The organism is Arthrobacter sp. B3I4, from assembly GCF_030816855.1.
Lineage (GTDB): Bacteria > Actinomycetota > Actinomycetes > Actinomycetales > Micrococcaceae > Arthrobacter.
The window spans coordinates 2,039,573-2,062,158 of the sequence record NZ_JAUSYK010000001.1 but is presented as its reverse complement, the minus strand read 5'-3'; the positions used below and the strand labels follow the sequence as shown (position 1 = coordinate 2,062,158).

The window sequence follows — 22,586 nt, the reverse complement described above, 5'->3', positions numbered from 1 at the left end:
AGGTAGGTGCCCACCAGTCGGGAAAAGAGCCACAGCGGCAAAGACGTTCGCTGCTGGCGACACATCGGCACAACAAAGGAGATTCGAAATGCAGACCATCAAGCGCACCACGTTCGCCGTCTCGGGTATCGCTGCAGTAGCTATGCTCAGCCTGACCGCCTGCGGCGGGTCCACCACGGCCTCCAGCTCTTCGGCTGCCTCGACGCCCTCCGCATCCAGCATGGCGTCGACGCCCTCCGCTTCGAGCATGGCACCCTCACCGTCCATGAGCTCCTCCGCTGCGGCCATGGATCCGGCAGCGGACCTTGTTGGCTCCGGTTGCGCCGCCTACGCGGCCCAGGTACCCAGCGGCGCCGGTTCGGTCTCCGGAATGGCTCTGGATCCGGTCGCCACCGCCGCCTCGAACAACCCCATCCTGACTACCCTGACGGCCGCCGTCTCCGGCAAGCTCAACCCGAAGGTCAACCTGGTGGACACCCTGAACGGCAGCGAATTCACCGTCTTCGCCCCCACCGATGACGCGTTCAAGAAGATCGACGCCGCCACGATCGAAACGCTCAAGACGGACGACGCCCTGCTGAGCAAGATCCTGACCTACCACGTAGTCCCCGGCAAGATCAGCCCGGACAAGATCGTCGGCACGCACAAGACCGTCCAGGGTGGCGAAGTTACCGTGACCGGGAGCAAGGACGCCCTCAAGGTCGGCGAGGCCAACGTGGTCTGCGGCGGCGTCAAGACTGCCAACGCCACGGTTTACATGATCGACTCGGTGCTGATGCCCAAGTAGGTCCGGCTCAAACCTCCTGCCCCGGACCCGGCCTGACTCCCCCGGGTCCATCTGGAGAAACGAAGGCCCGCACCCGCCGGTGCGGGCCTTCGCCGTGTTCCGGGCGAACCCGCAGACTGGTCTACTAGACTGAGGGCTGTTCCCGCAGCCGGCGGTCGTACAGTTCCCCAGAGGTGGTTCGTTCAGTGCCCAGCAGTACCGTGCCCAGTACCGGCCCCCGCAGGAGGGTGCGCCGCCTCGCCGCCGGTCTCAGCGCCGCGCTCCTGCTGCCCCTCGCTGCGTGCACCGGGACGCCCGGGCCGCCGCCGTCGTCGTCATCCTCCGCCACGGCCTCCGCCGCCGGGCCCACCGCCACCTTCAACTTCGGCACGGCCTCCCGGCCGCTCGGCCTGGATCCGGCCCTGGTCTCCGACGTCGACTCGTACCGCATCACCCGCCAAGTGCTCGAAGGCCTGGTCGGCGTCGACCAGACCAGCGGCAAGCCCACCCCCCTGCTCGCCACCGAATGGACCACCAACGATGACGGCCGGGCCTACACCTTCAAGCTCCGCGAGGACGTAAAGTTCCAGGACGGGACGGCGTTTAATGCCGCGGCGGTCTGCACCAACTTCAACCGCTGGTTCAATTTTCCCGAGGCTCTGCGCAAGCAGGCGCCCGGCACCAGCTTCAAGGGCGTCTTCAAGGCCCACGCGGACCAGGCGTCGCTGTCCATCTACAAAAGCTGCACCGCGCTGACCGCCGGCAGCGTGCAGATCAACCTGACCCAGCCCTTCACCGGCTTTTTGCAGGCCCTCACCCTGCCGGCATTCGCCATCTCCTCGCCGCAGGCTCTCGCCGCCAAATCCGCCGACGTGCTGAACCAGACCCGCGAAGGCCAGCCGGTGTCCGCCTACGGCCTGCATCCGGTAGGCACCGGGCCGTACATCTTCGACTCGTGGGACAACAACACCATCCGTCTGGCCAGCAACAAGGGCTACTGGGGCGACAAAGGCCAGATCGCCACCATCAACTTCATCAGCTACGACCACCCGCAGACCCGGATGCAGGCGCTGCTGGATGGCAAGATCGATGGCTACGACGGCGTGACGGTCGGGAACTTCGACCAGCTGGTCAAGCGGGGCAAGCAGATCATCCAGCGCGATCCTTTTTCCGTCATGTATCTGGGGATGAACCAGGAAGTGCCCGCGCTGCAGGATCTTAAAGTCCGTCAGGCCGTGGAGATGGCCCTGGACAAGGAAACCCTGATCCGGAAGTTCTTCATCGACAACACGTCGACGGCCTCCCAGTTCGTTCCGCCGAAACTGAGCGGCTTCAACAACAATGCCCCCTCGCTGGGACACGACCCGGCCAAGGCCAAGGAACTCCTCGCCGAATCCAGCTACAAGGGCGAAGAACTGAAGTTCTACTACCCGCTCAACGTCGCCCGGCCGTACCTGCCCACCCCGGAAAAGGTCTACGCCGAGATCAGCCGCCAGCTCACAGCTGTCGGGCTGAACATCCAGCCGGTGCCGGTTGACTGGTCCGACGGCTACTTGCAGAAGGTCACGTCCCCCGGGGACCACGCCTTCCACCTGCTGGGCTGGAACGGCTCCTACTCCGACCCGGACAACTTCGTGGGCCCGCTCTTCGGCGAGAAGACCGGCGAGTTCGGCTACCAGGACCCGCAGGTGTTCTCCAAGATCGCCCGCGCCCGCGGCCTGCCGGACGGCAAGGAACGCACCGACCAGTACCAGACCATCAACGCCCAGATCGCGGCGTCGGTCCCGGCCGTGCCGATCGCGTTCCCGATCTCGGCGCTGGCCTTGTCCGACCGGGTACTGAAGTACCCGGCGTCGCCGGTCCTGAATGAAGTTTTCACCAAGGTCGAACTAAAGCCTTGACGGGGCAACCCAATTTCAGTTAGTGGGCCGTGCGGGGATATTCTGTGACAGCCAGAGCCGCTGCTATCGGAGACTGATGTGACCTTCATTTCCAAGACCCAACACGCCGACGTCGTCCTGATCGGCGGCGGCATCATGAGCGCCACGCTGGGCGCCTTCATCAAGCAGCTTGAGCCCAACTGGACCATCTCGCTGTTCGAGCGCCTGGACCAGCCCGGCCTGGAAAGCTCGGACCCCTGGAACAACGCCGGCACCGGACACGCTGCCCTGTGTGAGCTTAACTACTCCCCCGCAGCCAAAGACGGCTCCGTGGACGCCTCCAAAGCACTGCACATCAACGAACAGTTCCAGCTCTCCCGCCAGTTCTGGTCCCACCTAGTCACCAACTCGCTGATCGGCTCGCCCAAGGGCTTCATCAACACGGTGCCGCACATGAGCTTCGTCGTCGGCGACGCGAACGCCAACTTCCTGCGCACCCGCTACGAGGCGCTAAAGCCGAACCCGCTGTTCCGTTCGATGGAGTACTCCGAGGAGCACGCGCAGATCGCCAAGTGGGCCCCGCTGATCATCAAAGGCCGCGACCCGAAGCAGCACGTTGCCGCCACCCGCGCGGCCGAGGGCACCGACGTCGACTTCGGCGCGCTAACCCGCGAACTGACCGGCTACCTCGGCAACAACGGCGTGGAAATCAACTACGGCCACGACGTGACCGGCATTTCCAAGGCCTCCGACGGCGGTTGGGACCTTACGCTCAAGCACCCTGTCTCCGGTGAGCGCGGCTCCATCCACGCCAAGTTCGTCTTCGTCGGCGCCGGCGGCGGGGCGCTGCACCTGCTGCAGGCCTCCGGTATCCCGGAAAGCAAGGGCTACGGCGGCTTCCCGGTCTCCGGCCAGTTCTTCCGCTGCACCGACGAGTCCCTGGCCGCCCAGCACAGCGCCAAGGTCTACGGCCAGGCTTCAGTAGGCGCCCCGCCCATGTCGGTGCCGCACCTGGACACCCGGTATGTGAACGGCAAGCGCTCCCTGCTGTTCGGCCCCTACGCCGGCTTCTCCACCAACTTCCTTAAGAACGGTTCCTACCTGGACCTGCCGCTGTCCATCCGGCCCTCCAACATCATCCCGATGCTGGCCGTGGCCAAGGACAACATGGACCTCACCGCCTACCTGGTCAAGGAGGTGGCCAAGCGGCACGGCGCCAAGGTGGAGGCCCTGCGGGAGTATTACCCGGAGGCCAAGGACGGCGACTGGGAACTAATCACCGCCGGCCAGCGTGTACAGATCATCAAAAAAGATCCGAAAAAGGGCGGCGTGCTGCAGTTCGGCACCGAGGTCATCGCCAGCCGTGACGGCTCGATCGGCGCCCTGCTGGGTGCGTCCCCGGGCGCGTCCACCGCGGTGCCGATCATGATCGAGCTGCTGCAGAAGTCCTTCCCGAAGAACTTCAAGGGCTGGCAGTCCAAGCTCAAGGAGATGATGCCCGGTTACGGCATCAAGCTCAATGAGAACCCGGAGCTTGCCGCGCAGCTCGAGGCCCAAACGGCCGCGGCCCTCCAGTTGGAGCCGGTCAGCGCCAGCCAAGGCTGACACCCTGCGCGGGTGTCGGCACGTTTTACCCCTTTGACGTCACGCTTGGCGTACGTCCGTCGACCTCCCAGGAGACCATGAGATGTTCCGGCTGGCCAAGCTTTCGCTAGGAAACCGCGCGCTGATCGCGCTGATCACCGTTTTCGCTTCGGTGTTCGGTGTGATCACGATGTCCTCGCTCAAACAGGAGCTCATCCCGTCGATCGAGTTTCCGCAGATCACGGTCATCACCTCAATGCCCGGGGCCTCCCCGGAAGTCGTGGACAAGCAGGTCAGCGGGCCACTGGAAACAGCCCTGAAGGGCGTCGAGGGGCTGGAGTCGACGTCGTCGACCTCGCGCAACGGCGTCTCGCAGATCACGCTGGCGTTCACCTACGGCTCCAACCTGGACCGGGCCCGGAACCAGATCGACCGGGCCATCTCCAACGCCAAGCAGGCGCTGCCGAAGGATGTCCAGCCGCAGGCCATCGCCGGCAGCATCAGCGACTTCCCGATCGTCTTCCTCGCGGTTTCCTCGGACAAACCGCTGAGCGAGCTCAACACCGATCTGGCCCGGCTGACCGTGCCGCGGCTGCAGAAGCTCGACGGCGTACGCGGCGCCGAGATCACCGGCGGAGCCAGCCAGCACATCCAGATCCAGCCGCGCCCGGACGCCATGGCCGCCTCGGGCGCGTCCATCCAGGCGATCACCGACGCCCTGAAGAACAACGGGTCACTGGTGCCTGCCGGCAGCATCGAGGAGCAGGGCAAGACGCTCTCGCTGCAAATCGGCAGCCCCGTCGATTCCCTGGACGCGGTCAAGGCCCTCCCGCTGGGAAGCGCCCGCGACGCCGCGACCATCGGCAGCGTCGCCGACGTCAGCATCGCCGAAGACGCCCGCACCTCAATCACCCGCACCAACGGCAAGGAAACCCTGGCCGTGTCGGTCACCAAGAAGCCCGAGGGCGACACGGTGGGCATCTCGCATGCGGTCAAGGACGCTATCCCCCAGCTTGAGGCCGAGCTGGGTTCCAATGCCAAGTTCACGCCGGTGTTCGACCAGGCGCCGTTCATCGAGAAATCCATCAAGGACCTCACCACCGAAGGGCTGCTGGGTCTCGGCTTCGCCGTCGCGGTCATCCTGCTGTTCCTGCTCTCGGTGCGCTCCACGCTCGTCACCGCAGTGTCCATCCCGCTGTCCTTGCTGATCACCTTCATCGGCCTCAAAGCCACCGGCTACTCGCTGAACATCCTGACTCTCGGCGCGCTCACCATAGCGATCGGCCGCGTGGTGGATGACTCGATCGTGGTGATCGAGAACATCAAGCGCCACCTCAGCTACGGCGAGCAAAAGATCACGGCGATCCTGACCTCCATCCGGGAAGTTGCCGGCGCGATCACGGCGTCCACCCTCACCACCGTGGCTGTCTTCCTGCCCATCGCCTTCGTGGCCGGCCTCGCGGGGGAACTCTTCCGGCCCTTCGCCCTGACCGTCACGATCGCCCTGATCTCCTCGCTGCTGGTTTCCCTGACCATCGTTCCGGTTCTGGCCTACTGGTTCCTGCGGACGCCGGCGGACAAGGCCGGGACGTATGTTTCCGAAGCCTCGGCCCGGGAAACTGCGGCGAAAGCGCACGAGGCCGAGCAGCGCGGCTTCCTGCAGCGCGGCTACCTTCCGATCCTGACCAAAACCCAGCGGCACCCGGTGATCACTCTGATCGCGGCCGTCCTGGTCCTCGGCGGGACCGCCGCGATGTCGCCGCTGCTCGCCACCGATCTGCTGGGCCGTTCCGGCGAGAACAGCATGACGGTCAAGCAGGCCCTGCCGGCCGGAACCAGTCTGGCCGAGGGCAACGCCGCCGCGGTCAAGGTCGAAAACGTGCTGCGCGGCATCGACGGAATCAAGAACGTCCAGGTCACCACCGGCAACGCCCAGTCCGGTTTCTCCGCGCTGCAATCCACGGGGGCGGCGAATTCCAGTTTCACCGTTGTGACCGAGGAAAAGGCGAACCAGGGCAAGCTGCAGGAGACCGTCCGCAGCGAACTGGGCAAGATCGCCGACGCCGGCAAGATCACCGTCGGTTCCCAGCAGGGCGGATTCGGCACAACGTCGACCGTGGACATCACGCTCAAGGCCGCCACTTCCGAAGACCTGAAGGCCGCCAGCGACACCATGGTCAAGGCCATGGACGGCGTCCCCGGCTCGTCCGAGGTCAGCACCAACCTGGCCGCGAGCCAGCCGGTGGTCCAGGTCAAGGTGGACCGGGCCAAGGCCGTCACTGCCGGCTTGAACGAGCAGCAGGTGGCCGGCGTGCTGGCGTCCACGATCAGCCCTATCCCGGCGGGCACCGTCCGGATCGGCACCACCGATTTCCCGGTCCGGATCGGCGAGGGCACCCGCTTCAGCAGCATCGCCGCGGTCCGCGACCTGCCCTTGCCGACGGCCCGCGGGCCGGTCCCGCTGTCCTCCATCGCCTCGGTGGAGCAGGCTGACGTGCCGGTCTCCATCACGGCGAGCAACGGCCAGCGGACCGCGCGGGTGTCCGTCACGCCGTCGGGCGGCAACCTCGGGGCCGTCAGCACCGAGGTGCAGGCCCGGCTCAAGACGGTCCAGCTGCCGCCCGGTGTCACCGCCGACATCGGCGGCGCCACCACCCAGCAGGCCGAGTCCTTCGGCCAGCTGGGACTGGCCCTGCTGGCCGCAATCGCCATCGTTTACGTGATCATGGTGGCGGCGTTCAAGTCCCTAATCCAGCCGCTGATCCTGCTGGTCTCCGTCCCGTTCGCCGCCACCGGCGCCATCGCTCTGCTGCTCATCACGCGCGTGCCGCTGGGACTGCCGTCGCTGATCGGCATGCTGATGCTCGTGGGCATCGTGGTGACCAACGCGATCGTGCTGATCGACCTGATCAACCAGTACCGCCAGCCCCGCAACGGCGAGCCGGGCATGAACGTGGCGGATGCGATCACGCACGGTGCCCGGCAACGCCTGCGGCCGATCCTGATGACAGCGCTCGCCACCGTGTTCGCGTTGACCCCAATGGCGCTGGGCCTGACCGGCGGCGGCGGCTTCATCTCGCAGCCGCTGGCCATCGTCGTGATCGGCGGCCTGATCTCCTCCACCGCACTGACCCTGGTCCTGGTGCCGGTGCTTTACCGGCTGGTGGAGGGCCGTCGCGAGCGCAAGGCGCTGCAGAAGGCCAACGGCGGAGGGGCCGGCCACGGCCGCCGGGCCCGCCCCGCGCCGTCGGACGCCGACGGCGCCCAGAGCCCCGAAGAGGGCGGCGGTGCCACCCGGCTGGCGGAACGTGACAGGGACGACGACGAGCGCGACGGCGAACCGGACGCGGCCCCAGCCCTCCGGCACTGACACTCTCCCCCGACTGGGCCGCCAGAATCCTTCCGTGAACGCAGAGGACCACCGGGAGTAGTGTTGACCGGTGTTCAAACCGTGTCAGCTTAGTGAAGATGTCAGCCTGCGTGTTCTGCGTCCAGGGGATGCGTCGGCGCTGGCCGCTGCGTATGTACGCAACCGCGAGTACCTTTCCCGCTGGGAACCAGAGCGTCCTGAGGAGTATTACACCGAGGCATGGCAGGGCGCCGACGTCGCCAGGCGCCTTGCTGCCATGGAAGCCGGTGAGGGGTGTCCCCTGGGTTTGTTTGCCGGCGGTACCCTCGTGGGCCGATTCAATTTGGCCGGAATCGTGCGCGGCGCCTTCCAGAGCGCGGGTCTTGGCTACTGGGTGGACAGCGCCTACGCCGGACGCGGGCTGGCATCCGCAGCGGTTCAGGTGATCGTCGGAACGGCCCGCGACGACCTCGGGCTGCACCGCATCGAGGCGAGCACCCTGCCGCACAACCTGGGCTCGCAGCGGGTGCTTTTGAAGGCCGGCTTCCAGCAGATCGGGATGGCACCTCAATACCTCCAGATTGCGGGGAGATGGCAGGACCACAACCTCTACCAAAGTAGTCCTGCATCGCTAGGCCCCTTCGTACTCACCAGCATCGGTAGTCACTCCCAGCTACCGCTCGCACTGTGAACTCTAAACCGACCAATGCCGTTCCGGGCCGCCCCCATGGTTCAGCCGGCCGGGTCTGTACAACGAATGCAGGCTGGCAGGAGACTTGCGCCATGCGCAAACTGACCTTCGGCATGAACGTGAGCCTGGACGGCTACATCGCCGGGCCCGGCGACGACATCGAGTGGAGCGTCCCGAGCGACGAGCTGTTCCAATGGTGGTCGGACCGGGTGGGCGCGACGGGCCTGATGCTGTACGGGCGGAAGCTGTGGGAGACGATGAGCGCGCACTGGCCGACCGCCGCCCAGCAGCCTGGGGCCACCCCGGCGCAGGTCGAGTTCGCCCGCCGCTGGCGGGACATGCCGAAGGTGGTGTTCTCCTCCACGACCAGCACAGTGGACTGGAACACCCGCCCTGGTCACCGGCGATGCGGTCCGCGAAATCACGCGGCTTAAGGCCGGCGACGGCGGTCCCATGGACATCGGTGGTGCAACTCTCGCCGGGACCGCCATGCGGGCCGGGCTGATCGACGAGTACGCGATCGTCACCCATCCCGTCCTGGTGGGCGGCGGTACGCCGTTTTTCACGGCACTGGACAGCTGGGTGAACCTGAACCTGGTGGAGGCTCGGACGTTTCCCGGCGGTGTAGTCCTTATCAGGTACGAGACCCGGAATTGAGTGCGGTCTATTGCAGATCAGAGCCACCAGCAAGATGCCGGTTGCGCGTCTCGATCAGCCTTTGGAGGTAGCGGCCCAGCAGGAGTTTTTCGACCACACGCCCTATGGGTCCGAACGGTGTCGCGAACTCGATGCGGTCCACCATGGTGGTTCCTGCAGAGTCCTGGCTGAACTCATGAACATGCCGGAACCGGCGGAACGGACCTTTAACCTGTTCATCCACGAAATAGTCGGGCATCTGCATCTCGGTGATCCGGCTCGTCATTTGAAACGGGACACCGAAGTGCCGAGCTCGCCACGTCACTTCCTCGCCCAAGGAGATGAGACCCGAGGTCACGCCGTCTACCGCCTCTTCATGCGACTGCGCCATGGAGTCCTTGTGCACGTCGATGCTCCGGGCAAGGTCAAATAGCTCCGACCTGGGCATCAACGTCCGCGTTCTGCACTCAAAATAGACGGCCATCGTCAGAGTATTGCAGCTTTCTCCGTTTCGATTTGTATTGCCATCAACTGGATTCCCTTATAGATAGCTGGTGCGCTCCGTCGGGGATTATGCTTCGCCAATGGGGGAACTGAAGCATCGGAAGGCGCCACCAAGAACGGGCGGGAACAAGTGATGAGTCGTAATACCTCGTGCACGCTGTTTGTGGCGCTTCTCGTCCTCCTACTGTTGTCCGTTTTAGTGCAGGTATGGGCTTTGCCCGCGGCCGTGGAGAGGGCGGTTTCTCTTTTTCCTGAAGTCCGTCCGCTCGCCGTCCCGGCACTGGTCTGGGGCGCCTGCGCGATCGTTTGCTGGCAAGCCATCGCCGTCATTGGGCTGCTGCTGGTCCGGCTTTCCCGTGAGCATAGAGTCGACTCATCTGCTCATAAGTGGTTAGGTGCGGTGATCGGTTGCCTGCTCGCATTCGTCGCGCTCGTTGTGACGGCCTTCATCGCACTGAACGAAACCGGGTACACCTCCCCCGGGGTGATGCTCGGGCTCTTCGCCGGAGGGCTCGTCGCTCTCATCGCAGCGGGATCTCTGGCTCTATTCCTGGGATATGGCCCGCAAATCCGCCAACACACACGGCTGACGGATGGCCCGGTCGCCCGTCATCAGACACTTCGAACATCCGCACACGAACACTGGGGGAACTGTTGAAGCTCTTGCTTACATCAGGCGGCGTAACGAACCCGAGCATCCACTCGGCGCTCGTGCGACTTCTCGACAAGCCGATCGCCGAGAGCCATGCCCTGGTGATCCCCACAGCGCAGTGGGGCCACCCGATGTGCGGACCGGCGTCGGTCCGGCGTCTCCTGGCCGCCGGACCCGGCTCCCGTCACTTGTCCGGCCTCGGCTGGGCCTCGCTCGGCGTCCTTGAGCTCACGGCGCTGCCCAGCATCGGCGCGGAGCGCTGGGTCCCCTGGCTCCGCGAGGCCGACGTGCTCCTCGTCGACGGCGGCGACGCGACGTACCTGTACCACTGGATGCGGGAGTCCGGGCTGGCCGAGCTGCTGCCGTCACTACCCGACACGGTGTGGGTGGGAGTGAGCGCCGGCAGCATGGTCATGACACCCCGGATCGGGGAATACTTCGTCGAGTGGCCGTCCGCTCCGGATGATCGCACCCTGGGCGTCGTCGACTTTTCGATCTTCCCGCACTTGAATGCCTTCCCGACCAACACCATGGCACACGCAGAGCGGTGGGCCGCCGATGTTGGCGTTTCCTCCTACGCCATCGACGAACAGACAGCCATCAAGGTCGTCGACGACTCCGTCGAGGTCGTTTCCGAAGGAGAATGGACGAAGTTTGGATGACAGCCGAGGCGGACTACGGGTCCTTTCACTGTCTCCCGAGGCGGTGCAGAGTGCCTGTCACGAAGGCGGAGCACCGGAGAGAGGCATACGCTGATTCGGGCCGAGTCGGAGCCAGGCGATGACCCCGTCGCTAAGCTGCCGGCGCCTGGAGTGGCGGGGCAGTCCGCGGGCCCAGAACGCGATAACGAGCCCCTCAGTCGAGGCCCCTCCAGCGTAGATCCAGAGCGAAGACCACCATCCTTCCGGGGTCGGAAGCGCAAAGGCCACCACAACAACGGCGACCCCCAGCAGAATCTCCACGACTGTCTGCAACGTGCGGGCCCGGTATTCCGGGTAGGCAAGGCGGACGAGGGGAATGATTGGCAGCAGGAATAACCCGGGGCTGAAGACCACGAAGACGGGACTGCCCCACCGTTTCTCAAAACGCTCCATCGATCGAGGATAAGGCCCCGCATCTTCCTGGCGCCCGACAGTGGATCCTTTACCGGGACACGTGCGGCCTGAATCTCATTCCCATTTACAGGTACCCTCGTTTGATTCATAGTCGAGGCATGAGACTGGCTGGCATTCTCCCCGAAGACGCCCCCGACCCCCGTGCCGAATGGGTCGAGAACCTAAAACTCATGCCTATTCCGGTGCTGGGGCTTATGCCCCAACCTTCGCTGGAGGACACGGACTCCGTCAGTCTGAGCTACGGCCTGGATGATCGTGGGTACAACGAGATGACGGCGAGCATCACCTATACGCTCTGGCGAAACCCGGATGACCGCTCAGACCCGGTAAACCTCGCGGACCTCAACGAGAAGACACGCAGATCGATCGAGGAAGTTCCGCCATGGCCGCGGCCCCCTTGGCTGATCGAGTACGTGGAGCGCCTGCGTTACCCGCAACTTGAGGAGGCCGTGCGAACCACCTGGCACCGCGATCCATCCGAGCGTTCTTCGGTTCGAAGCCTGTTGGTTGACCATGTCAACCACATCCTCATGAACCAATATCGGCAAGAGCTCTGGCCGGGCAGCAACCCGTGGGACCAGCACGCCCCCACAGTTACCGGCCGGATGGTCAACAGCCAGGCCAGGACCGTCATCAACGGAGTCGACGTGCCGGGTGCGGAGGTCGATACGGACCCGTTCGTGTACGGCGTCGGAGCCCACCTGGCAGGCGGCGGCGTCGTGACCGCAGTACTTCCACGTGCCGAGCTCAAACGAATCCAGGTCCAGTTCACGACCCGGAGCTAACGGTCACACCCCAGCGTCCGTAAGCGGATCCTCCACCGGTACTCCATGCCATGACCTTCGTCGTGCGAGAATCGCCGCATGGATGAGGACGAGCGGCAGATCAGGCAGCAGTTGATGCTCCACGAGGCTCTGGTGCAGGCGATGGATCGGCGGGACGAGGTCTTCCATGAGATTGAGGATTCCCAGGACATGGACGAAGCGATCCGTCGGGTGGGTCAGCTGTTGGGCTTGGATGAGCACGGCAGCCGGGCAGTCTTGGATATGCAGGCCGGAACATTCACCCGAGACCGGCGTCAGGCCATCGCGTCCTTCGCAGAAGAACTCAGATCACGGTTGCCTGATAGGCGCTGAGGACTCGGCGCCGCACATCATTTGCCGCCTCCCTTGTCGCGGCTCGCGTGCCGGGCTTCCCATAAGCCGATCCTACAACGGGACACTTACACAACAGTCGCGCACGAGCATTCTGTGCGGGGCTCTACCGGAAGAAGATCCGCTACGGAACCGCCTCGAAATCATCCACAGTCCCCACGACATAACGTTCCTAGGTATTTCCTTGCGGAACAGGGTCCCTGCTGATTGTCTGGTACTCAACTGATTGGACGGGGGTCCGAGGTGGAAGCTTCAAAATTGTCAAGGATGACGATGCGTACCGGGGCAGGTCTCGCTGTAGTCGCTGTCCTATTGGTACTGATGAGCCCGCTTATCATTAGCAACTTCGGCACCGCTACGTTCGTAGGGGCCGCACCAGTGGCAATACTGGTCACGACCTTCTACCTGCTAGCCCCGGCCGTCTGCATCATATTCTCTGCTGTTTTAATCGCAGCTTCTCTCATCATGCGCCACGCCGAAGCGCTGAAAACAGATTCTTTGACTCCGCGTTACACGCGCGGTTAAGGATCGACATGCGCCCCTAGATGGCGCCCGTAGGCCGATCGGCTTACGGGCACCCGAGTGCCCGCTGAGCCCCCTCTAACTGGCGCGACTCGAAGCGGACACCGGTCCCTTTGACGAGCCCATTGCAGGCGGCCCCACTTCTCCTATGCCGTCCGCTAGGGTGTCGAATATGGGTCGGGCAGCCACGCGAGATGTACAGACAGTGGCGTTGCCTCTTCTGGTCCGCGCTGTTCTTACCGGGGCACTGCTGGGTGCGACTGTCGGCGCCGGCATCTCAGCGTTTTCCACCATTCAGGCAGTCCTGTATCCCGAGCAGTTCGGGCTGTGGGGCATGAATGGCGGCCAGATATTCTTCATGTCCCTACTCGGGCTCGTTGTCGGATCTGCTGCCGGGCTGGCAACGGGTGCCGGTTCGGTAGTGGCGCTTTGGATTGACGCCAGCACTCCTTATCAGTCGTGCTGCCACGGGCGCTGACCGCTGGACTGGGAGCAGCCGCGGTGACGGCCGTTTACACCGTCATCGCCTTCGATGTATCGGGAGCAACCGGGTTGGCGCTGGCAGGATTCGGAGCCGGCTTCGCCACAGTCTCCGGGTTGCTGGCTGCCTTTCATACTCGACGGCTTATCCGTCGGTACCATTCCATCGGCCAAAAGCAGGCCCACTGAACGTTCCCCAAACCGGGGAGCGTTGCGGTGGACCATCCCCTTCCGGAATCTCTAGCGGTGCCTGGGCCGGCACTTACGTCAAAGCTGTGGCGATCACTGACCCAATCGCGAGCAGCCCGACGACGATCACGGGCGCATTCCACTTAGAGACGACTGTCTCATGTGTGGAGGTGAAGCCGGCGGATCGGGCGTCTTGCCACGCGGCGACGATGTCATCACGTCCGGTTCTCCCCTCCGGTTGGCTGATGCGTTCGTTGCTCGGAAGCGCGGCGAAAGGACGGCTCTTTAGGTTTACTTCATTCTGAAACCCGGAGCCGAATGCGGACGGCGGGGACGGAGCTCCCCAGCTCACGTACTTCTTGCCGGCCGCCCAGATCGCCGTGGTGTACCGGACCTCGATGTCCTTAACGGTCCCAAACGGTATCCGGTGGTCGCGCAGGCCATTGATCACCTCGAACCCAAAGCCGTCGACGCGCAGGCACGGCCGCCATTGGGACGCATAAACAAACCAGGACAACAGAACCAGCCAAGGCGCAGCGCGTACCGCGGCACTGACGTCTCCGGCAATCAACAACCACGTCAGCGTTCCGGCGGCGCATATCCACACGCCTGCCGCCGCCGGTCGAGCCGATGCCGACCGATACGTCCTGGCCGGACGCACAATCGCATAACGGCCGGATCCGCTGGCTGTATCTGGCTTTCCCTTAACCGGCCCCTCGTTTGATGTCTGCAATGGTCCCCCTCCGTGCTCGGGCGCCCGCCCGGATGAAAGAAACCTACCCCAACAATTATCCAAAGTGCCCTAGATGCTCGGTCGCCCATCGGAATTGACCAAGATCTTGAGCCGCTCGATGGGATACGTGCCGCAAAGGGATCCTTCTCCGGGCGCCGCCGACGATACTCTCCGAGTCAGAGCTAGACGATGGCCCCGTCGTTAAGCTGCAGGCGCCTGGAGGGCCGAGGCAATCCGCCGGCCCAGAATGTGATCATGAGTCCTGCAGTCGCGGCGCCTCCGGCGTAGATCCAGAGCGAAGACCACCATCCTTCCGGCGTGGGAATCGCGAAGGCCACCACGACTACTGCGAACCCCAGAAGAACCTCCAAGACTGCCTCCAACGTCCGTGCCCGGTATTTGGGGTGGGTCAGGCGGACGAGGGGAATGATTGGCAGCAGGAATAGTCCAGGGCTGAACACCACGAAAACCACGTTGAAAGTGAAGATGAGCAGGCCTAACACCAGCATGGCCAAGAACTTCAGGACCTGCACCCCGGGAAGCCGGTTCTTTACCGTCCAGCGGGTCAGCAGCAGGCCCCAGGCCGGGAGCCCGAGCAGCCAGCCACCCGCCCAGAAGCCCAGGTTCGTCAGCGCAAGGGCGACGAGCAGGACGCCCGGAAGCAGGAACGCCGCGGCCTGTCGCAGCGACGGGAGCCTTCCGACCGGGACGAAGATGCAGGCCCCGATCAGGAGATATGCGGCCACATACCAAGGCAGCAGCTGGATCACCGGCACCCGGGACAGTCCAAAGACCAGCAGCGTCAGCGATGCGACCATCACGCACACAGCAGCGAATCCCCACTGCCGGCGAACAGGGTTAGGTGTGGCATCCCCCAATGTCATGAGGCGCACTTTACCGGCTTAACAGGCACCGGACGCCCCGCCATGACTACAGCTGGACTGCGACCGTGCGGCGCCCGGCAAGGGATCCTTCACCGGACACTCGCCACATTCTGCTTACCCGGCGGCTACGAGCTCGATCTCGAAGCCGTCTGAGTTGAAGAGGTAAGCGGCATAGTGATCAGGTCCGCCGGCGTGCGGATACTTGTCTTGGAACAGCTGCATCCATCCGTGACGAGCGCCTTCCACGACAAGCGCATCCACGTCTCTTTGGCTTCCGGCGTGGAACGCCAGGTGGTTGAGGCCTGGTGTAGTGCGCTCGTGTTCCCGACCGGTCAAGGCCGGTGACTGTTCAGCCACTATGTAGGTCTGATCAAGTCGCCAGCTGATTCCTGCGTCCCAGCTTTGGTAAGTGGTGTATCCCAGTCGGGGCAGAATCCAACCCCATTCCTGCTTGGCGCGGTTAATGTCAGGGACCCACACCTCGATATGGTGCAGGGAACCCGTGGGAGGGGTGTTCACATTGGGATTCTTTCATGCTCGATTACAGCTGGCCGCAGACCGATCGCTCACCGGGCTATATGGATGGAAAGCAACTACTTCAGCACTGCGACCATCTGTACGCGGCGCCCGTACCTAGCAAGCTCGAGGCTGTATTCAACATGGACCAGTTCGCGGTGGAAGTCAGTCGAAGGGTCCTCCTCCACAAAACCGGCTTGCGAGTAAAAAGGCGCGTTCCAAGGGATATCGGCATACGTACGCAGAGTCAGCCGGTTATGCCCCCGTCCTCGGGCTTCTTCCTTCGCGGCATCGATCAGCATGCGCCCATATCCGCGACGACTATATTCAGGTGAGACCGAAAGTTGCTCCAGATGGGCAATTCTGTCTGACTCAATGACGTGCACGAAACCCACGACGGCACCAGTGTCGGTCGCTTCAGCGACCAGAACGTATCCGGGCTCTGACGCTCTCGAAGCGCCAGATGGGGGCCGGCGGCCACTGATCAAGAAGCAGCCAATCAACGAGAAGCCGATCGGCAGCATTTTCAATCGTCTCGATTGCAGCGTAGTCAGCCGGTGACGCGAAGCGGATTCGAGCGGTCACCAATTGATCATAAGGTGACTGCCCGAAAGCCGGTCCCCTTACTGCGACAACCCGGCTTTGACCTGCAGCTTTGTAGGGATGCAGTTTGAGGTGTCCCGTATACCCCGCCCGCAAAAATGCCCGGTGAAGGTGCGGCGGTTTCTGGGGGTCGACGCAACAGATGCGTGATTTTCGGGTCGTTTCCCGGTGCTTTGAGGCTATCGCAAAGCACCGGGCGGGGCGGTGCGTTCGGCTTTGAAGCGTGCTGCCGGGGTGTCGTAGTCGAGGGTTTTTCGTGGCCGTTCGTTGAGTTCGCGCATCACGTGGGAGACGTGCTCAACGCTGTGAACGGCGAGGTTGGTGCCTTTGGGGAAGTATTGGCGGGCGAGCCCGTTGAAGTTCTCGTTGGCGCCGCGCTGCCAGGGGCTGGAGCGTTCGGCAAAGTAAACCGGAACCCCGGTCTTCTTTGTTAGTTCCTCGTGGCTGGCCATTTCCACGCCCTGGTCCCACGTGAGTGTTCGCTTCAGGTGTGTTGGCAGCTTCGCGAACGCGCTGATGGCGGCCGCGTTGACGCTCGCAGCGGTGTGATCCAGGGGCAGATTTATGATGATGCCGTACTGGGTTTTCCTTTCCCTGAGTGTCATCATCGCCGAGACTGACCCGACGCCGACGATGAGGTCCCCTTCCCAGTGGCCGGCCTCCAGACGGGTTTCCACCTCTGCCGGCCGTTGACCGATCATGGTCATGTTGCGGATCCGCGAGCCTTTCCCGGTGCGGGTGCGCCAACGGGTCTTGCGGATCCTACGGCCGGTGCGCAGCTTGGCGGCATACCGCTGGTGCAGGCCGTGGTCCTCGCGCAGCAGCAGTGCCCGGTAAATCGTTTCCGGGCACAACCGCATCGTCTGGTCATCGGGGTATGTCTTCTTCATCCACCCGCAGATTTCGTCCGGGGACCAGAAACGGTTGAGCTTACGTTGCACAAGGGTGCGCAGTCGGGTGTTGGCAGCGAGCTTATGCACTTTCGGTCGGGCCCGTTGCAGCCGGGCGTCATGATCGGCAGTGCGGGGCAGGTAGAGGCCCTGAGCGTCCCGGTGACGGTCGAGTTCCCGTTTGACCGTGGAGGCGTGACGGCCCAGTTCCGCCGCGATTCGCCGCATTGAGTGCCCCAGGCGCAATAGGTCCGCGATCTGCAACCGCTCCCGCACATCCAGGTAGCGGCCCGCGGTTACGGCCGGCGCTGTGATGGGCGGGATCTGGAAGTTGCTGGCTCGACGCAGCTGCGTCCCTGTTCTTCGGTGCATACCGAGAAGTCTGCATGCTTCTGCGTTGCTCACCCCGTTGCGCATCAGCTGCCAATACTTCTCGGTCCGCGCAGCACGGTGCTGCTGCGCCTCTGAGAGCACCGCGCCGAGCATCTGGTCTGCATAGCGACCGGAGGAGAGGACTGCGGCGTGCTGCGCCGCCGTGGCCGCATTCCGCTCGTTCGATAGTCGGGATAATCGGTCGCGTTCGAAGTTCAGGCTGAGGTGGTCGGTCAGGCGCAATTGGTCTTGGCACCGCCTAACGGTCACCTTGGACTTACGTAGCTGGTCGAAACGACGGTGCATCCACCGATAGGCGGTCGAACGGCTCACACCCGCGTTTTTGGCTGCCTCACCAAAGCTTTCCCCCCGACCAAACGCCGCCCAAAAGCTGGCCTCCTCGTCAATATTCACCCGAAGGTGATGGCGGTCTTTGACCTGGCCGACGTCAGCTTCCCACGCCGCCAGCCGGGACGTGCTGAACCCGAGCTCCGCTGTCGTCTCGCTCGGAGTCTTGCCGTTGCGACGCAGGCGCAAGTATTCCTCGCGCAGCCAGCGGTAGCCGACTTCCTTATCAATGCCAGCATGTCGGGCGGACGGTCTGAGACCGTGCCCGTGCTTAATCGAAGCAAGAAACCGGATGCCTGCTGCTGACGAGGAGCTGAGATACATGTCGAACCACCTTGAAAGAAGGTGTTGCTTCGATCAACAGAATCCCGCGTGCCCTGTACGGACGCTTCCGGGGCAGGGTGCTGACGGGGTCGGAATAATCCCAAGCAGAGGGCGTTGTAGAGAACGATAGATGCAAACGCATGTAAATCGGATACACTAGCAGCAGCAACCGGAAGCCTCCGGCCGGAAAGGAACACCATGCAGATCGGCGTATTCAGCGTCAGCGACATCACTGCTGACCCCACCACGGGCAACACCCCCACAGAGCATGAGCGGATCAAGGCATCGGTGGCCATCGCCAAGAAGGTCGAAGAGATCGGCATGGACGTCTACGCCATCGGCGAGCACCACAACCGGCCGTTCTTCTCCTCCTCCCCCACCACCACCCTGGCCTACATCGCCGCCCAGACGGAGCGGATCATCCTCTCCACCGCCACGACGCTGATCACCACGAACGACCCGGTGAAAATCGCCGAGGACTTCGCGATGCTTCAGCACCTGTCCGACGGCCGCGTGGACCTGGTGCTGGGCCGCGGCAACACCGCTCCCGTCTACCCCTGGTTCGGCAAGAACATCCAGGACGGGATCGAGCTCGCCATCGAGAACTACAGCCTGCTGCGCCGGCTCTGGGACGAGGACACCGTCAACTGGTCCGGCAAGCACCGCACGCCGCTGCAGAACTTCACCTCCACCCCGCGCCCGCTCGACGGCGTCGCCCCCTTCGTCTGGCACGGCTCCATCCGCACGCCGCAGATCGCCGAGGTGGCCGCCTACTACGGTGACGGATTCTTCGCCAACAACATCTTCTGGCCCAAGGAGCACTACCAGCAGCTGATCGGCCTCTACCGCGAACGCTACGAACACTACGGCCACGGCAAGGCAGACCAGGCCATCGTCGGTCTCGGCGGACAGTTCTTCATGCGGAAGAACTCCCAGGACGCCGTCAAGGAGTTCCGCCCGTACTTCGACAACGCCCCGGTCTACGGCCACGGCCCCTCACTGGAGGACTTCACCGCCCAAACCCCGCTGACGGTCGGCAGCCCGCAGGAAGTCATCGAGAAGACCCTGACCTTCCGGGAGTACTTCGGCGACTACCAGCGCCAGCTGTTCCTGATCGACCACGCCGGCCTGCCGTTGAAGACCGTGCTGGAGCAGCTGGACCTGTTCGGTGAGGAAGTCCTTCCGGTCCTGCGCAAGGAATACGCCGAGAAGACTCCGGCCCACGTCCCGGCCCCGCCGACCCACGCAGGTCGCGTGGCCGCCAAGCTTGCGGCCCTCGAGGCTGCGCCCCAGGGCGCCTGATGTCCCCCAAAGCAGCGCCGGCGGGAGCCGCCGCCAAAGGAGCGCCGGCGGCAACCGGGGAAGCCCAGGCCTCCTCGGTTCGGCTGCCGGCGCAGACCTGGGAGTCGCTGTTCCGGGCGCAGGTCGCCGTGATGCGCAGGCTGCAAGGCGGTCCTGCCTTCAAGGATCTCGCCGTCAATGAATACGACGTCCTGTTCACGCTCTCCGGCTGCCCCTCCGGCTGGCTCCGCCAGAACGAACTCAACGACCATGTGCTCCTGAGCCAGTCGAGCCTGAGCCGGCTGGTGGAGCGGCTGGAGAAGCGCGGCCTGGTGGAGCGCCGGCCCGCCCCCGACGACGGCCGCGGCGTCCTGGTCCGGCTTACCGAGGACGGGCGGGAACTGCAAAAGCAGATCGGCCGGGAGCATGTCCGGGACATCGCAGCACTGGTCGGCCCGGCCCTGACGGCGGCGGAGCAGCGCGAGTTGCTGCGGCTGACCGAAAAGCTCCGGGCGTCTGTCCAGGCCCGCTGACGCCGCGACGCCGACGTCGAACCGCGCATTGCGCTCCGGCAGACTACCGGATGGTGACGAGCGCAGCAGGATCCTCGACCGGAAGCTCTCCGGTCACAGTGGCGGTGACCTTCAGCTCCTTCAGCGAGAGGCTGCCGCCCACCGTGGACAGGAAGGCCGTGTCGGAAGAATCCCGGCCGGCGGTAATCCGGAGCAGACTCTCCCGGGGGGCGAGGCCGGTGGGGTCGATGACGTGCCACGCCCCGCCGACATGGGCTTCTGCCACGGCATGGAAATCCATCGGGCTCAGCCCCGGCGCGTACACCGCGGCAAGCCGGGCCGGGACGTTCTTGGACCGCAGCAATGAAATCGCCAGGTGCGCGAAGTCGCGGCAGACGCCGCGGCGGTGCAGCAGGGTCTCGACGGCGCCGTCGGTCCCCCGCGACGATCCGCTGACGTAGCGCAGTTCGCTGAAGACCCAGTTCCGCACGGCGTGCAGCAGCTCCGGCCCTTGCACACCGCCGAACTCGGCGTACGCCGTCGGGAGCAGCCGGTCGGATTCGGCGTACCTGCTGGGCCGGACGTAGCGGATGAGCTCCATCAGTCCGGTTTCCTCCGGCACGGCGAAGCCGGTGACGGTGGCGCCGTACTCCACCAGCACCTCGGTGGGCTCGAGAAACTCCATGTAGTGGAAGCGGCCGCCGTGGTGGTCGGAGAGTTCGACCAGGGGCACGTCCTCGCCGGCCGCCGTCACGGACAGCGACTCCTCAAAGCCGCTGTAACCGGGGTTGCGCGCCACCGCCACGGCCATCGCGACCTTGGTGTCGGCCACCGTTTTGAAGGCCATGCGTGCGGACACGATGCGTTCCATGAGTCTCCGGAAGGGGTGCGAGCGGAGCCGTCGGATCTGCAGCGGCTTCGACGAGTGCCGCGGCGGCCGTGACGCCGGCCGGGCAGGACTAGTTTTTGATCCTCAGCGACATTAGCATCCGCTGGACATTGGCGAATTCCGAGCCCCCATTGACGTATCTGTCGGCCTGGGCCAGAGTGTCGAAAGACTTTGCCGGAGCCACTTTCTGGTCCGGTGCGAACGCTTTGAGTTCGACCAGGTCTCCGAAAGAATAGTCGCCCTTGCCCTCGGGGCCGCGCACCAAGTTCTGCAGGGCGCAGGACTTGCTTTCCGCTCCCCCGACCACACTGGTGATGCCGTAGGAACCGAAATATTTGTATCCCTGGATCACCCGGAACACCACGTGCGGGTCGATGGTTCCCGCCCCGCCGCGGTGCGGCAGCTCCACCGGAACGCTGCTGACGACGACGTACGGCTTGGCGGCCTCGGCCGCGCACGCGGCGGCGGTCTGGGGCGGCAGCCCGGTCTGCAGGGTGGCGAGGTACCGCCCCTCGGCGTCCTTGACCTCGACCTTCACCGCCCCCGGGAGCGTGCCCTGGGCCGGGGTGCCCGACTGGGCAATCCAGTCCTGCGGCAGGTCAAAGCTCACGTTCTTGGCCGGATCGGAAAACGTCTTCCAGGCCGACGCCGTCGCTCCTGCCGTTGCGCCAGGGGACGTCACGCCGGCGGACGCCGTAGCGGAGCCCGACGCCGATGCGGTCCCGGCGCCCGCACCCGGCGACGCCGGTGCGGTGCCTCCGGTGGACAGCACAGGCGTCGAAGTGCCACCCGGGGTTCCCGCAGTCCACGCCGGAGAACCGTTGCTGCTGCAGCCCGCGAGCGCCGACGCGCTCAGCGCCAGCGCCGCTGCCAGCCGGAGTCCGCGGGATAGTGCCGTCCCAGTCATGGTGCCAGCGTAGCCGGGGCCCCGGGCAGCTCAGAGCATCCGGAACAGCGTTTCCTTAAAGCAGACACCGAGGCCCGGAGGGCAGGCCCCAGCAAGCCCTGCCGCCAAACAAGGCTAGGCTGGAGGGATGTCGGAACAGGACTTTGAGGGAACGGACCGTGACGAGCAGGACGACGTGCAGCGCATCTCCGCCGTCGACATCGCCGACTGGCGGCTCCGGACCTTTGCGCTCTATGCCGGCGTGCGGAAGATCGCGGCCGACAACCCGGCCGAGGCCCACTCCTACTGGCGGCACGGCCGGGACCGGATGTTCGGCACCCACCCCGCCTCGCCGCTGACGGAAGCCGCGAAAGCAGACTTCGGCGGCCTCAAGACCGCGGACTATGACCCCATCTACCGCTTCCACGTCCCCATCACCAAGGAGGGCGCCGGGCGCGAGATGAACGTCAAGACCGGCACCGACGGCGTCGTCCGCTTCGTCCGCCTGGGCACCTTCGACCTGCCGGAGATGGGCCAACTGGCCGTGTGGAAGCTCAACGGCTACGGCGGCGGAATCTTTGTTCCGTTCCGCGACGCCACCGCCGGCCAGCCCGGCGGCAGCTACGGCGCCGGCCGCTACCTGCTGGACACCATCAAGGGCGCTTTCCACGGGGTCACCGGGTCCGGGCCCGACGCGCAGTTCGTGCTGGACTTCAACTTCGCGTACAACCCCTCCTGCGCGTACAACGAAGCGTGGGCATGCCCCCTGGCCGGGCCGTCCAACCGCCTGGCGGTGGACATCCCGGTCGGCGAGCTGTCCTGACCG

21 protein-coding genes and 1 pseudogene are annotated in these 22,586 nt (G+C 64.6%); 14 read left to right on the top strand and 8 right to left on the bottom strand.

The annotated features are described in order from the left end of the window. Positions 1–88 precede the first annotated feature (88 nt). The 6 genes and pseudogenes from QFZ61_RS09705 to QFZ61_RS09680 all read left to right on the top strand — a co-directional run bounded on the left by QFZ61_RS09705 (position 89) and on the right by QFZ61_RS09680 (position 8,927). Positions 89–787: a fasciclin domain-containing protein gene (locus QFZ61_RS09705; protein ID WP_307035508.1), complete on the top strand. Its 699-nt coding sequence runs from the start codon at positions 89–91 to the stop codon at positions 785–787. A 227-nt stretch (positions 788–1,014) separates the two neighbouring features. After that, positions 1,015–2,667 carry an ABC transporter substrate-binding protein gene (locus QFZ61_RS09700; protein ID WP_307038110.1) on the top strand — a complete coding sequence of 551 codons (1,653 nt, stop codon included), beginning with the start codon at positions 1,015–1,017 and terminating at the stop codon, positions 2,665–2,667. A 78-nt stretch (positions 2,668–2,745) separates the two neighbouring features. Then, on the top strand, positions 2,746–4,251 hold the full coding sequence (locus tag QFZ61_RS09695) for a malate:quinone oxidoreductase (protein ID WP_307035506.1): 1,506 nt from the start codon (positions 2,746–2,748) through the stop codon (positions 4,249–4,251). A gap of 82 nt (positions 4,252–4,333) precedes the next feature. Then, positions 4,334–7,600 carry an efflux RND transporter permease subunit gene (locus QFZ61_RS09690; protein WP_307035504.1) on the top strand — a complete coding sequence of 1,089 codons (3,267 nt, stop codon included), beginning with the start codon at positions 4,334–4,336 and terminating at the stop codon, positions 7,598–7,600. Positions 7,601–7,670: 70 nt separating this feature from the next. Further along, on the top strand, positions 7,671–8,270 hold the full coding sequence (locus tag QFZ61_RS09685; protein WP_307035502.1) for a GNAT family N-acetyltransferase: 600 nt from the start codon (positions 7,671–7,673) through the stop codon (positions 8,268–8,270). Positions 8,271–8,362: 92 nt separating this feature from the next. Then, positions 8,363–8,927, top strand: a pseudogene (locus tag QFZ61_RS09680) (dihydrofolate reductase family protein). 7 nt (positions 8,928–8,934) lie between these two features. Here QFZ61_RS09680 and QFZ61_RS09675 read toward each other — a convergent pair. Then, positions 8,935–9,390 carry an SRPBCC family protein gene (locus QFZ61_RS09675; protein WP_307035501.1) on the bottom strand — a complete coding sequence of 152 codons (456 nt, stop codon included), beginning with the start codon at positions 9,388–9,390 and terminating at the stop codon, positions 8,935–8,937. 153 nt (positions 9,391–9,543) lie between these two features. Here QFZ61_RS09675 and QFZ61_RS09670 point away from each other — a divergent pair, with 153 nt between their 5' ends. From QFZ61_RS09670 to QFZ61_RS09650, 5 genes are all read left to right on the top strand, one after another. Further along, the gene (locus QFZ61_RS09670; RefSeq protein WP_307035499.1) at positions 9,544–10,068 is read left to right on the top strand and encodes a DUF2975 domain-containing protein; all 525 of its coding nucleotides are present in this window, start codon (positions 9,544–9,546) and stop codon (positions 10,066–10,068) included. Further along, on the top strand, positions 10,065–10,724 hold the full coding sequence (locus QFZ61_RS09665; protein ID WP_307035497.1) for a Type 1 glutamine amidotransferase-like domain-containing protein: 660 nt from the start codon (positions 10,065–10,067) through the stop codon (positions 10,722–10,724). The genes QFZ61_RS09670 and QFZ61_RS09665 overlap by 4 nt, the downstream gene beginning before the upstream one ends. 551 nt (positions 10,725–11,275) lie before the next feature. Continuing rightward, positions 11,276–11,962, top strand: a complete 687-nt coding sequence (locus QFZ61_RS09660; RefSeq protein WP_307035495.1) for a hypothetical protein — start codon at positions 11,276–11,278, stop codon at positions 11,960–11,962. Positions 11,963–12,040: 78 nt separating this feature from the next. Further along, complete coding sequence (locus QFZ61_RS09655; RefSeq protein ID WP_307035493.1) at positions 12,041–12,313, top strand: DNA gyrase subunit A; 273 nt, start codon at positions 12,041–12,043, stop codon at positions 12,311–12,313. 745 nt (positions 12,314–13,058) lie between these two features. Then, entirely contained in the window at positions 13,059–13,331 is a 273-nt protein-coding gene (locus QFZ61_RS09650) for a hypothetical protein (RefSeq protein ID WP_307035491.1), read from the top strand. Between the two features lie 264 nt (positions 13,332–13,595). Here the strand turns inward: QFZ61_RS09650 and QFZ61_RS09645 are convergent, their stop codons facing one another. From QFZ61_RS09645 to QFZ61_RS09625, 5 genes are all read right to left on the bottom strand, one after another. Then, entirely contained in the window at positions 13,596–14,096 is a 501-nt protein-coding gene (locus QFZ61_RS09645; protein WP_307035489.1) for a hypothetical protein, read from the bottom strand. Between the two features lie 341 nt (positions 14,097–14,437). After that, positions 14,438–15,139, bottom strand: coding sequence for a hypothetical protein (locus QFZ61_RS09640; RefSeq protein WP_307035487.1), 702 nt, complete (start codon positions 15,137–15,139; stop codon positions 14,438–14,440). 114 nt (positions 15,140–15,253) lie between these two features. Further along, positions 15,254–15,658: a VOC family protein gene (locus QFZ61_RS09635; RefSeq protein ID WP_307035485.1), complete on the bottom strand. Its 405-nt coding sequence runs from the start codon at positions 15,656–15,658 to the stop codon at positions 15,254–15,256. Between the two features lie 74 nt (positions 15,659–15,732). Then, positions 15,733–16,179 carry a GNAT family N-acetyltransferase gene (locus QFZ61_RS09630; protein WP_307038108.1) on the bottom strand — a complete coding sequence of 149 codons (447 nt, stop codon included), beginning with the start codon at positions 16,177–16,179 and terminating at the stop codon, positions 15,733–15,735. 258 nt (positions 16,180–16,437) lie between these two features. Then, positions 16,438–18,192, bottom strand: coding sequence for an IS30 family transposase (locus tag QFZ61_RS09625; protein ID WP_307033036.1), 1,755 nt, complete (start codon positions 18,190–18,192; stop codon positions 16,438–16,440). Positions 18,193–18,390: 198 nt separating this feature from the next. Between QFZ61_RS09625 and QFZ61_RS09620 the strand changes: the two genes are divergently transcribed. Together QFZ61_RS09620 and QFZ61_RS09615 are read left to right on the top strand one after the other, a co-directional pair. After that, positions 18,391–19,494 (top strand): LLM class flavin-dependent oxidoreductase, encoded by a 1,104-nt coding sequence (locus QFZ61_RS09620; RefSeq protein ID WP_307035483.1) that lies wholly within the window; start codon positions 18,391–18,393, stop codon positions 19,492–19,494. Further along, positions 19,494–20,006 carry a MarR family winged helix-turn-helix transcriptional regulator gene (locus QFZ61_RS09615; RefSeq protein WP_307035482.1) on the top strand — a complete coding sequence of 171 codons (513 nt, stop codon included), beginning with the start codon at positions 19,494–19,496 and terminating at the stop codon, positions 20,004–20,006. Before QFZ61_RS09620 ends, QFZ61_RS09615 begins: the two co-directional genes overlap by 1 nt. Before the next feature lie 43 nt (positions 20,007–20,049). Here QFZ61_RS09615 and QFZ61_RS09610 read toward each other — a convergent pair whose 3' ends face one another. Then, complete coding sequence (locus QFZ61_RS09610) at positions 20,050–20,856, bottom strand: transglutaminase family protein (RefSeq protein ID WP_307035481.1); 807 nt, start codon at positions 20,854–20,856, stop codon at positions 20,050–20,052. Positions 20,857–20,944: 88 nt separating this feature from the next. After that, entirely contained in the window at positions 20,945–21,781 is an 837-nt protein-coding gene (locus tag QFZ61_RS09605) for a hypothetical protein (protein WP_307035479.1), read from the bottom strand. Positions 21,782–21,908: 127 nt separating this feature from the next. On the opposite strand from QFZ61_RS09605, the gene QFZ61_RS09600 reads away from it, so the two are divergent. Continuing rightward, entirely contained in the window at positions 21,909–22,583 is a 675-nt protein-coding gene (locus QFZ61_RS09600; RefSeq protein ID WP_307035477.1) for a DUF1684 domain-containing protein, read from the top strand. The last annotated feature ends 3 nt before the right edge of the window (positions 22,584–22,586 follow it).

Bases quoted from the DNA above. Each gene is read 5' to 3' on its own strand.
- QFZ61_RS09625 (WP_307033036.1), bottom strand. From the start codon at position 18,192: ATGTATCTCAGCTCCTCGTCAGCAGCAGGCATCCGGTTTCTTGCTTCG.
- QFZ61_RS09615 (WP_307035482.1), top strand. From the start codon at position 19,494: ATGTCCCCCAAAGCAGCGCCGGCGGGAGCCGCCGCCAAAGGAGCGCCG.
- QFZ61_RS09670 (WP_307035499.1), top strand. From the start codon at position 9,544: ATGAGTCGTAATACCTCGTGCACGCTGTTTGTGGCGCTTCTCGTCCTC.
- QFZ61_RS09600 (WP_307035477.1), top strand. From the start codon at position 21,909: ATGTCGGAACAGGACTTTGAGGGAACGGACCGTGACGAGCAGGACGAC.
- QFZ61_RS09640 (WP_307035487.1), bottom strand. From the start codon at position 15,139: ATGACATTGGGGGATGCCACACCTAACCCTGTTCGCCGGCAGTGGGGA.
- QFZ61_RS09690 (WP_307035504.1), top strand. From the start codon at position 4,334: ATGTTCCGGCTGGCCAAGCTTTCGCTAGGAAACCGCGCGCTGATCGCG.
- QFZ61_RS09620 (WP_307035483.1), top strand. From the start codon at position 18,391: ATGCAGATCGGCGTATTCAGCGTCAGCGACATCACTGCTGACCCCACC.
- QFZ61_RS09605 (WP_307035479.1), bottom strand. From the start codon at position 21,781: ATGACTGGGACGGCACTATCCCGCGGACTCCGGCTGGCAGCGGCGCTG.
- QFZ61_RS09655 (WP_307035493.1), top strand. From the start codon at position 12,041: ATGGATGAGGACGAGCGGCAGATCAGGCAGCAGTTGATGCTCCACGAG.
- QFZ61_RS09630 (WP_307038108.1), bottom strand. From the start codon at position 16,179: ATGCTGCCGATCGGCTTCTCGTTGATTGGCTGCTTCTTGATCAGTGGC.
- QFZ61_RS09705 (WP_307035508.1), top strand. From the start codon at position 89: ATGCAGACCATCAAGCGCACCACGTTCGCCGTCTCGGGTATCGCTGCA.
- QFZ61_RS09675 (WP_307035501.1), bottom strand. From the start codon at position 9,390: ATGGCCGTCTATTTTGAGTGCAGAACGCGGACGTTGATGCCCAGGTCG.
- QFZ61_RS09660 (WP_307035495.1), top strand. From the start codon at position 11,276: ATGAGACTGGCTGGCATTCTCCCCGAAGACGCCCCCGACCCCCGTGCC.
- QFZ61_RS09610 (WP_307035481.1), bottom strand. From the start codon at position 20,856: ATGGAACGCATCGTGTCCGCACGCATGGCCTTCAAAACGGTGGCCGAC.